We start from the raw sequence: 9,755 nt of genomic DNA on the forward strand, positions 1-9,755 counted from the left end.
GGCCTACTTGGCCCGGCGCGCCACCGTGAAGTGGTCGATCCGGTCGCCGGTCTCCGCGATGCCCTGCACCTTCAGGGTGGCGTAACGGCCACGCGGGGCGGGGTTCACGTCCACCCGCAGGAACGAGTAGTTCAGGTACCGCACCCGCGACCAGGTGACCGTCTCGTCCTTCTTGCCCTCCTTGAGGTTGACGAAGGACGCCACCGACTCGACCTCGTGCTCGTGCCCCTCGTAGGAGTCCGGCGCGGAGAACGCGTACAGACTGCGACCGGCCGCACCCGCCGTGACGTAGACGACACCCTCACTCTCGGGGTACGCCGTGCCGCCGATCGGCAGCTTCTTGACGACCTCGTTCTTCTTGATCACATCCGTTCGCTCGTACTGGTGGTTGTGACCGTTGATGACCAGGTCCACCTGGTACTTCTCGAACAGCGGCACCCACTCCTGGCGCACACCCCCCTCCGAGGCGTGCGCGGTGGAGGTGCAGTAGGCGCAGTGGTGGAAGAACACGACGACGAAGTCGATGTCGTGCGCGGCCCGGTACTTCTTCAGCTGCGCCTCGAACCACGTGGTCTGGGTGCCGCCGGAGATGCCGAGGTTGGCGGGGATCTCGTACGACACGTCGTTCGGGTCGAGCGAGATGATCGCGGTGTTGCCGTGGACGAAGGAGTAGACGCCCGGCAGGTTCTTCCGGTCCGGCCCGTTGTCGGGGAGCGTGAAGCGGGCTTCCTCGCCGCCGTAGCCGTTGGGCGAGTACCAGGCCTCCATGTCGTGGTTGCCGTACGACACCATCCACGGCACGGACTTGGCGACCCCCTCGGTCTGGGCGAGGAACTGGTCCCAGGTGCGCGAGTCGAAGCCGGTGTCGGAGGCCTTGCCCTGGCCGGTCGGGTCGCCGTAGGCGATGTCGCCGGCGTGCAGATGGAAGCTCGGGTTCTGGCCGAGGATCAGGCTGTCGTTGGCCAGCGCGTGATAGCTGACGCCCTGGTCGCCGAAGGCTGTGAAGGTGAAGGGCGCCTTGTGGGCGGGGGCGGTGGTGAAGGTGCCGACGGTGCCCAGCAGGTGCGGCTCGGCGGGGTCGAAGCCCTGGTGGCCGACGCCGTAGTAGTACGTCCGGCCGGGGCGCAGATGGGTGAGCCTGGCGTGGAGGTAGTACTGGGTGTGGTCGGCGCTGGCACCGACTCCGGCCGGGGTGTACAGGGTGCGGACCTCGGCCTCGATCTTGCGGGAGAGGTCCCAGGGGTGGGCGCCGATCCGGACGAACGGCTTCCGTACGGCGACCGGGACCTGCCACGAGACGGTCATCTCGGTGCGTGCGTCGTTGCCGTAGGCGAGGTGGCGGCCGAAGGGGGCGACGAGGGCGCCGTCGACGGTCTCGGTGCGCGGGGCCTTCTGGGTCGGTACGGCCGCCCGGGCGGTGGCGCCCGGTACGAACGTGCCGCCCGCGACGGCGCCGAGGGTGACGGCGCCGCCTCTGATCATGTTGCGCCGGGAGAACCGGGCGCGCAGGTACTCGTGCTGTTCGGCCATGCTCATGCGCTCGGCCAGCTGCTGGGGTACACCCATGCGAGGAATGTCCATGGCGCCACAAGCTGGTCTGTGCACACATCCCCCCGCGGAACAACCGCCCAACGAACACCCATGGGCGTTCCATAACTCTCCCAAAGGCCCCTGACACCCTCTTGCCCGAAATCGGGCAGAATTCTTGCGAACCGATCCCCCATACTCCAGGATCTACCGAGTGCACGACGACCTAGTTGATCATCTGACCCGCAGCACGCCCCTCAGCCGGGGCGAGGCGACCCGGGTGATCCAGGACGTGCTCGCCTACTTCGACGAGACGACCGAGGAGTTCGTCCGTCGCCGCCACCGCGAGCTCCAGGCCCAGGGCCTGGTGAACGCGACGATCTTCGAACGGATCGAGGCGGACCTGAAATACCGGACCGTTGCACCGCCGGAGCTCACGCTCCGCCAGCTGCGCCGGATCGTCTACGGCTAGGGATACCTCTATATATGTGCGGAATCGTCGGATACATCGGCAAGCGTGACGTGGCCCCCCTCCTGCTGGAGGGCCTCCAGCGCCTGGAGTACCGCGGCTACGACTCGGCCGGCGTGGTCGTCTCGTCCCCCAAGGCTCCCGCCCTGAAGATGGTCAAGGCCAAGGGCCGGGTCCGTGACCTGGAGGCCAAGGTCCCGGCACGCTTCAAGGGCACCACCGGCATCGCCCACACCCGCTGGGCCACCCACGGCGCCCCCTCCGACGTGAACGCCCACCCGCACCTGGACGCCGAGGGCAAGGTCGCCGTCGTCCACAACGGCATCATCGACAACGCCGCCGACCTGCGCCGCAAGCTGGAGGCGGACGGCGTCGAGTTCCTCTCCGAGACCGACACCGAGGTCCTCGTCCACCTCATCGCCCGCTCGCAGCAGGAGAAGCTGGAGGACAAGGTCCGCGAGACCCTCCGGCTCATCGAGGGCACGTACGGCATCGCCGTCCTGCACGCCGACTTCCCGGACCGCATCGTCGTCGCCCGCAACGGCTCCCCGGTCGTCCTCGGCATCGGTGAGAAGGAGATGTTCGTAGCCTCGGACATCGCCGCGCTGGTGACCCACACCCGCCAGATAGTGACGCTGGACGACGGCGAGATGGCCACCCTGAAGGCCGACGACTTCCGCACCTACACGACGGAGGGCACCCGTACGACGTCGGAGCCCACCACCGTCGAGTGGGAGGCCGCCTCCTACGACATGGGCGGCCACGACACCTACATGCACAAGGAGATCCACGAGCAGGCCGACGCCGTCGACCGCGTCCTGCGCGGCCGCATCGACGACCGCTTCTCCACCGTGCACCTCGGCGGCCTCAACCTGGACGCCCGCGAGGCCCGCCAGATCCGCCGCGTGAAGATCCTCGGCTGCGGCACCTCGTACCACGCGGGCATGATCGGCGCCCAGATGATCGAGGAGCTGGCCCGCATCCCCGCCGACGCCGAGCCGGCCTCGGAGTTCCGCTACCGCAACGCGGTCGTGGACCCCGACACCCTCTACATCGCCGTCTCCCAGTCCGGCGAGACGTACGACGTCCTCGCGGCCGTCCAGGAGCTGAAGCGCAAGGGCGCCCGCGTCCTGGGCGTGGTGAACGTGGTCGGCTCGGCCATCGCGAGGGAGGCGGACGGCGGCATCTACGTCCACGCGGGCCCCGAGGTCTGCGTCGTCTCGACGAAGTGCTTCACCAACACGACGGTCGCCTTCGCCCTCCTGGCCCTCCACCTGGGCCGCACCCGCGACCTCTCGGTCCGTGACGGCAAGCGGATCATCGAGGGCCTGCGCAAGCTGCCCGCCCAGATCGCCGAGATGCTGGAGCAGGAGGAGGAGATCAAGAAGCTGGCCCAGGAGTACGCCGAGGCCCGCTCGATGCTCTTCATCGGCCGCGTCCGTGGCTACCCGGTCGCCCGCGAGGCCTCCCTCAAGCTCAAGGAGGTCTCCTACATCCACGCAGAGGCCTACCCGGCGTCGGAACTGAAGCACGGCCCGCTGGCCCTGATCGAGCCCGCCCTCCCCACGGTCGCGATCGTCCCCGACGACGACCTCCTGGAGAAGAACCGCGCCGCCATGGAGGAGATCAAGGCCCGCAGCGGCAAGATCCTCGCCGTGGCCCACCAGCACCAGGAAAAGGCCGACCAGACGATCGTCGTCCCCAAGAACGAGGACGAACTGGACCCCATCCTGATGGGCATCCCCCTCCAACTCCTGGCCTACCACACGGCCTTGTCCCTGGGCAGGGACATCGACAAGCCGAGGAACCTCGCAAAGTCGGTAACGGTCGAGTAGAGGCTTCGGCTTTTGGTCTTTAGGGGCGCGGGGCTGTATCGATTTGCGGCTCCGCCGCGTGGGCGCGACCAGCCCCCACACACCCGCAGAGGCCACACAACGCAACGGACCCCCACGTGATGCCACCACTCACGGGGGGTCCGTTTTCAACGCCGGGGGCCGCCCAACCCCCAGCCCGCGCAGCTACCCGGTGGCCGTCACACCCCGACCCGCAGCGCGTCGCGGAAGAGCCGTCGGCCAGTGCGCCAGAGCCGCGGTCGCGGCATACCAGGCCACCGCCCCCGCGGCGACGGCGAACCAGCCACCGACCTTCGTGAGCCCGTCGTTGCCCGCGAACCCGGCTATCGCCATGAGCACCAGAGCGACGAAGAACAGCCCGTACGCCCCCTGCCCGAGCTGATCCCCACCCGCAAGGGTGAGAGACAGCGCCACCAGGGCGAACAGCAACAGGAACAACCCGGCAGCGTTGGCGGAGACTTGGGCGTCCGCGGAGACGGCCCAGGTGAACCACAGCGCGCCCAGCGTCACGAACGCGGTCCCGTTCGCGGCGTCACGGTCCCGCAGGGCCATCAGCCCGGCGACGAAGAGGGCAATGCCGCCCACGTACTGGGCGATTGAAACGGCGTCAGCGGCTGACACGCCGTCGATCACTTCGGTGTACCCAAGACCGAAGGCCAACAGGGTGATTCCCAGGGCGAGTCGGCCGACCACGGTGGTGATTCCGCTTCCCGCGGAGACGTCGTTGTCCACGGCGGGCTCCCTTCTTGCATGTGCAGTTGTGCGGTGAGCGTTATATGCCCTTCACAAGGGCACAAACACCTCTACGCGCGAGTAGATTTGCACATCTCACCTGGGAGAACGGCGAGTTACGGAATCACAACGACGGGCCGCTTCGCCCGCTTGGCGAGCCGCCCCGCGACGGAGCCGAAGATCCGCCCGACGATCCCGTGCGTGGAGCCGACGACGATCGCGTCCGCCTCGTACTCCTGTCCGACCTCTTCGAGCTCATGGCAGATGTCACCGCCGCGCTCGACGAGGATCCAGGGCACCTCGGCGAGATAGTCGGCACACGCGAGTTCGAGGCCCAGCACCTCGGTGCGGTGGTCCGGTACGTCGACGAAGACCGGCGGCTCGCAGCCGGCCCACACGGTGGTGGGCAGCCGGTTGGCGACGTGGACGATGATCAGGCCCGACCCGGAACGGTGAGCCATGCCGATGGCGTACGCGAGGGCGCGCTCACTGGAGGTGGAGCCGTCGAAGCCGACGACGACGCCGTGCTTGAAAGCGGGGTCGCAGGACTGGCGTGACTGTTCCGCCGCCTGGGGCTCGGACGCCGTGGGGTCGGCTACCGGCCGCTTGCGGTCCGCTGGTTCGAAGAATTCGTGACCGGCCATGGCTGTCTCGGCGTAGTGATCCTTTATGGGTGGGCCCGCGAGCGGACCTCGCTGACAGATCCAGCAGTGTGCGGCGGAGCTGTGTCCGGGAATGGTCTTCCCAACCCCATACCCCAAGGGTACGGCGGCACGCCTCCTTAGCCCAGATCCCCGCTCACGGTCGGTGCGGGTTCCAGGGAGCATGCACGAGGGTGCGCCCGTAACGCAATGGTTGCTGCGGTGTACAGGCGGTTTGCACAGGGTTCAACTTCATCCGCCGCCGGACGGCCGCCTACCGACGCGTACCAGTGACCGACCGCTCCGACCCGCGTTGATCTCCCTGTCACCACCCAGGCAGCCCAGGGAGCACGTACGCATGTCAGGACCCAGCACGCCCTCCGAGGACAGCGCCACCGATGTGGTGCGCTGGGCGGCCTTCAGCTGCGTCCTGGTCCCGGTGGTGCTCCTCTGGTACGGCACCTCGCTCGCCGGCGCCACCGGCACGGCCCTGGGCCTCGCCGCCGTGACGGCGGTGTGCCGGCTTCTGCTGCGCCAGTCCGAGCGCGGCGCGGCGCGGATCAAGGCCGGGGAGGCCGGTCCCTCGCCCCGGCGTCGCGGCCGCCATCACCGGACCGGAACCGGGGCTCATAGAGGCGGACGTCACACTGGGGGAAATACACCGGTCGGCTGACCGGTTTTCACACCCCGGCACGCCACTTTTCAGCCAACTTCTGGCGGGCAGGCATCCCCTGCCCAGAACACCCCCCAACCCCCGTTCCACCTGCACGGAAAGGGCCTCAGGGGGTCTGCGCACCCTACGTGGATTGGCCACTGCGACAAGGCGCACTTCCCTGCACGGCCCGGGAGTGCAACGCTTCGTGATCGAATGCTTCACGCCAAGTTGCCAAGTCGACAATGTGCCGAGTGGTGAACCGGCCACTGCGGCGCGACGCGACACAGTAGATTCGATCTTGACTGTCTACGGCGGGGGACTCGTGCAGGACCGAGGGGAAACGTGCAGGAGCGACACAACCGAGGAGCCGCGACCACCGAGGGGGGCTTAGCAGTATGAGCCACGACTCCACTGCCGCGCCGGAAGCCGCGGCCCGGAAGCTTTCCGGGCGACGCCGCAAGGAGATCGTCGCGGTGCTGCTGTTCAGCGGCGGCCCCATCTTCGAGAGTTCCATACCGCTGTCGGTGTTCGGGATAGACCGCCAGGACGCCGGCGTACCGCGCTACCGCCTGTTGGTGTGCGGCGGTGAGGAAGGCCCCCTGCGGACCACAGGAGGCCTGGAACTCTCGGCGCCACATGGCCTGGAGGCGATCTCGCGGGCGGGCACGGTCGTCGTGCCGGCCTGGCGTTCGATCACCTCGCCGCCGCCGGAGGAGGCGCTCGACGCACTGCGCCGGGCGCACGAGGAAGGCGCCCGCATAGTCGGGCTGTGCACCGGCGCCTTCGTCCTCGCCGCGGCCGGCCTGCTGGACGGCCGTCCCGCGACGACACACTGGATGTACGCACCGACGCTGGCCAAGCGCTATCCGTCGGTGCACGTGGATCCGCGAGAGCTGTTCGTCGACGACGGCGACGTCCTGACGTCGGCGGGCACCGCGGCCGGAATCGATCTCTGTCTCCACATCGTGCGCACGGACCACGGCAACGAGGCGGCCGGAGCGCTCGCCCGCCGTCTGGTGGTCCCGCCGCGCCGCTCCGGCGGTCAGGAGCGCTATCTCGATCGATCTTTACCAGAGGAGATCGGCGCCGACCCGCTCGCGGAGGTCGTCGCCTGGGCGCTGGAGCATCTGCACGAGCAGTTCGACGTCGAGACGCTGGCGGCCCGCGCGTACATGAGCCGCCGCACCTTCGACCGCCGCTTCCGCTCGCTGACCGGCAGCGCCCCGCTGCAGTGGCTGATCACCCAGCGGGTGCTCCAGGCGCAGCGGCTGCTGGAGACGTCGGACTACTCGGTGGACGAGGTGGCCGGACGCTGCGGCTTCCGCTCACCGGTGGCGCTGCGCGGCCACTTCCGCCGCCAGCTCGGCTCGTCCCCGGCCGCGTACCGGGCGGCGTACCGGGCCCGCCGCCCCCAGGCCGACCGGCCGACGGACGCGGAGTCCCCGACGGGCCCCGCCGTCCAGCAGGCCCCACCGCCCAGCCCGTACCCGGAGGGCGGCCCGGTCCCGCTCCAGACCCGCCGCACCCCGGCCCCCGTGGGCCCCGCACCCTCGGACAACGGCCGCGAGCTGTACGTAGGAGGCCGGGCGACCCTGCCGGGCCAGCGCAGCGGAGCGTGAACGACAAACGCCGGACGGGCCCATCCAGCCCGTCCGGCGTTTGAGGACGAGGTATTGCCATCCCTATCCCCCACCCACCCGGGAGGGGGCTTCGCCAGGCGTCTTCAGCCCGTCCGGCGTTTGAGGACGAGGCCGAAGGCCGACAGCGGGGGTCCAGGGGGCGGCAGCCCCCTGGTACGCCGCCTGCGACACCGGGCATCCCAAAAACGGACGTCAGCCGTAGGGTGTTCGCATGAACGATCGCATGGTGTGGATCGACTGCGAGATGACCGGCCTCTCGCTGTCCGACGACGCGCTCATCGAGGTTGCCGCCCTCGTCACCGACTCCGAGCTGAACGTCCTCGGCGAGGGAGTGTACATCGTCATCCGCCCGCCGGAGCAGGCGCTGGAGACGATGCCGGAGGTGGTGCGTCAGATGCACACCGCGTCCGGCCTCCTCGACGAACTGGCCGGCGGCACGACCCTGGCGGACGCCGAGGAGCAGGTGCTGACGTATGTCCGCGAGCATGTGAAGGAACCCGGCAAGGCCCCGCTGTGCGGCAACTCCGTGGGCACGGACCGCGGATTCCTGCTGCGCGACATGCCGACGCTGGAGGACTACCTCCACTACCGGATCGTCGACGTCTCCTCCATCAAGGAGCTCGCCCGGCGCTGGTACCCGCGCGCCTACTTCAACAGCCCGGAGAAGAACGGCAACCACCGCGCCCTCGCCGACATCCGCGAGTCCATCGCCGAACTCCGCTACTACCGCGAGGCCGTCTTCGTACCGCAGCCCGGCCCGGACTCGGACACCGCGAAGTCGATCGCCGCGAAGCACGTTCTGCCTGCTCAGTAGGGATGTGAGGGGTGCTGCGGGTGGCGCCGTGGAATCTGTGCGCGAGCACCCCTTCGGACCCTGTACACTTTTTCTCGGCCGGTCGGGGAAACCCAGAGCCGGTCATGGTGGGTGTAGCTCAGCTGGTAGAGCACCTGGTTGTGGTCCAGGATGCCGCGGGTTCGAGTCCCGTCACTCACCCTCACCCTTCAGCCGGTGACTTCGGAAACGAAGTCACCGGCTGAAGCTTTTTCCACGAGGACGCCCACTCCGCGAAGAAGCCCGTGCTACGAGGACGCCCGCGTCACCAACTCCGTGGCCAGCACCATCCGCGCCCGCTCCAGACCCCGCGACATCGCCGGGCGGCGGTCCGCGATCTCGGTGAGGAGCAGGTCGATCATCCGGCGGCCCATCTCCTCGATGGGCTGGCGGACGCTGGTGAGCGGCGGGTCCATGTGGCGGGCGATGGCGGAGTCGTCGTAGCCGACCAACGCCACGTCGTCGGGGATACGGCGGCCCGCCTCGCGCAGCGCATGGCGGGCGCCCGCCGCCGTCACGTCCGAGGCCGCGAAGACCGCGTCGAGGTCGGGGCGGCGGGCGAGCAGGGACTGCGTCGCCCGGCGGCCGCCCTCCTCCGTGAAGTCGCCCGGCTCGATCAGCAGCTCGTCCACGGCGTGGCCGGCGTCGCGCAGGGCGTCGCGGTAGCCGTCGACGCGGCGCTGGGCGCCGTAGACGTCGAGGCGGCCGGTGATGTGGGCGATCCTCGTGCGGCCGCGGGACATGAGGTGTTCCACCGCCGAGCGGGCGCCGCCGTAGTTGTCCGAGTCGACCGAGGTCAGGGTCTCGGCGGCGGAGCGGGGGCCGCTGATCACGGCCGGGATCTCCAGCTGGGACAGCAGGTCGGGCAGCGGGTCGTCGGCGTGGACCGAGACCAGCAGGACGCCGTCGACGCGGTGGGCGGCCAGGTACTGGGCCAGGCGCCGCCGTTCCTTGTCGCTGCCCGCGAAGATCAGCAGCAGTTGCATCTCGGTGTCGGCGAGTTCGGCGCCCACACCCTTCAAGATGTCCGAGAAGTACGGTTCCGCGAAGAACCGGGTCTCCGGTTCGGGCACGACCAGCGCGATGGCGTCCGTGCGGTTCGCCGCCAGGGCGCGGGCCGCCGTGTTGGGGACGTAGCCGAGTTCCGCGACCGCCGCCTCCACCGCCGCGCGGGTCGCGTCGCTGACCCGGGGCGAGCCGTTGATCACGCGGGAGACGGTGCCCCGGCCCACGCCGGCACGGGCCGCCACCTCTTCGAGGGTGGGCCGACCGCCACTACGGCCCCGCGTTCCGTGGGTTGCCATGGGCTCCGCCTTTCCCGACGATCCTTATGCTGGCCTGGAATCTAACAGTCCCGCCTGCCGCACCGACCCCGCGTGGGGGCCGCCGCCCCCGGACCCCCGCTT

General features: G+C 69.4%; 9 protein-coding genes and 1 tRNA gene. 6 read left to right on the forward strand and 4 right to left on the reverse strand.

Features of this window, described 5'->3' with window-relative positions; all coding sequences use genetic code 11:
* Window positions 1-3 precede the first annotated feature (3 nt).
* Window positions 4-1,566, reverse strand: a complete 1,563-nt coding sequence (locus tag L0P92_RS20460; protein ID WP_234764238.1) for a purple acid phosphatase family protein — start codon at window positions 1,564-1,566, stop codon at window positions 4-6.
* A 175-nt stretch (window positions 1,567-1,741) separates the two neighbouring features.
* Between L0P92_RS20460 and L0P92_RS20465 the strand changes: the two genes are divergently transcribed.
* Together L0P92_RS20465 and glmS are read left to right on the forward strand one after the other, a co-directional pair.
* Entirely contained in the window at window positions 1,742-1,999 is a 258-nt protein-coding gene (locus L0P92_RS20465) for a hypothetical protein (protein ID WP_062720825.1), read from the forward strand.
* Window positions 2,000-2,013: 14 nt separating this feature from the next.
* Window positions 2,014-3,831 (forward strand): glutamine--fructose-6-phosphate transaminase (isomerizing), encoded by a 1,818-nt coding sequence (gene glmS / locus L0P92_RS20470; RefSeq protein WP_234764239.1) that lies wholly within the window; start codon window positions 2,014-2,016, stop codon window positions 3,829-3,831.
* A 183-nt stretch (window positions 3,832-4,014) separates the two neighbouring features.
* On the opposite strand, the gene L0P92_RS20475 is transcribed toward glmS, so the two are convergent.
* Window positions 4,015-4,581 carry a GPR1/FUN34/YaaH family transporter gene (locus L0P92_RS20475; RefSeq protein WP_234764240.1) on the reverse strand — a complete coding sequence of 189 codons (567 nt, stop codon included), beginning with the start codon at window positions 4,579-4,581 and terminating at the stop codon, window positions 4,015-4,017.
* A gap of 116 nt (window positions 4,582-4,697) precedes the next feature.
* The gene (locus L0P92_RS20480) at window positions 4,698-5,225 is read right to left on the reverse strand and encodes a universal stress protein (RefSeq protein WP_234764241.1); all 528 of its coding nucleotides are present in this window, start codon (window positions 5,223-5,225) and stop codon (window positions 4,698-4,700) included.
* Window positions 5,226-5,580: 355 nt separating this feature from the next.
* On the opposite strand from L0P92_RS20480, the gene L0P92_RS20485 reads away from it, so the two are divergent.
* The 4 genes from L0P92_RS20485 to L0P92_RS20500 all read left to right on the forward strand — a co-directional run bounded on the left by L0P92_RS20485 (window position 5,581) and on the right by L0P92_RS20500 (window position 8,511).
* Window positions 5,581-5,895, forward strand: coding sequence for a hypothetical protein (locus L0P92_RS20485; RefSeq protein ID WP_062720829.1), 315 nt, complete (start codon window positions 5,581-5,583; stop codon window positions 5,893-5,895).
* 377 nt (window positions 5,896-6,272) lie between these two features.
* The gene (locus tag L0P92_RS20490; RefSeq protein WP_234764242.1) at window positions 6,273-7,496 is read left to right on the forward strand and encodes a GlxA family transcriptional regulator; all 1,224 of its coding nucleotides are present in this window, start codon (window positions 6,273-6,275) and stop codon (window positions 7,494-7,496) included.
* A 232-nt stretch (window positions 7,497-7,728) separates the two neighbouring features.
* Window positions 7,729-8,331 (forward strand): oligoribonuclease, encoded by a 603-nt coding sequence (gene orn / locus L0P92_RS20495; protein ID WP_234764243.1) that lies wholly within the window; start codon window positions 7,729-7,731, stop codon window positions 8,329-8,331.
* A 107-nt stretch (window positions 8,332-8,438) separates the two neighbouring features.
* Window positions 8,439-8,511 (forward strand) — tRNA-His (locus tag L0P92_RS20500).
* An 86-nt stretch (window positions 8,512-8,597) separates the two neighbouring features.
* Here L0P92_RS20500 and L0P92_RS20505 read toward each other — a convergent pair.
* Window positions 8,598-9,653, reverse strand: a complete 1,056-nt coding sequence (locus tag L0P92_RS20505) for a LacI family DNA-binding transcriptional regulator (RefSeq protein WP_234764244.1) — start codon at window positions 9,651-9,653, stop codon at window positions 8,598-8,600.
* Between the last annotated feature and the right edge of the window lie 102 nt (window positions 9,654-9,755).

This window comes from Streptomyces muensis (genome assembly GCF_021474425.1).
Classification (GTDB): domain Bacteria; phylum Actinomycetota; class Actinomycetes; order Streptomycetales; family Streptomycetaceae; genus Streptomyces; species Streptomyces muensis.

Excerpts from the sequence above, each read along its gene's own strand:
- glmS (WP_234764239.1), top strand. The coding sequence starts at position 2,014 with ATGTGCGGAATCGTCGGATACATCGGCAAGCGTGACGTGGCCCCCCTC.
- L0P92_RS20480 (WP_234764241.1), bottom strand. The coding sequence starts at position 5,225 with ATGGCCGGTCACGAATTCTTCGAACCAGCGGACCGCAAGCGGCCGGTA.
- L0P92_RS20485 (WP_062720829.1), top strand. The coding sequence starts at position 5,581 with ATGTCAGGACCCAGCACGCCCTCCGAGGACAGCGCCACCGATGTGGTG.
- orn (WP_234764243.1), top strand. The coding sequence starts at position 7,729 with ATGAACGATCGCATGGTGTGGATCGACTGCGAGATGACCGGCCTCTCG.
- L0P92_RS20460 (WP_234764238.1), bottom strand. The coding sequence starts at position 1,566 with ATGGGTGTACCCCAGCAGCTGGCCGAGCGCATGAGCATGGCCGAACAG.
- L0P92_RS20490 (WP_234764242.1), top strand. The coding sequence starts at position 6,273 with ATGAGCCACGACTCCACTGCCGCGCCGGAAGCCGCGGCCCGGAAGCTT.
- L0P92_RS20505 (WP_234764244.1), bottom strand. The coding sequence starts at position 9,653 with ATGGCAACCCACGGAACGCGGGGCCGTAGTGGCGGTCGGCCCACCCTC.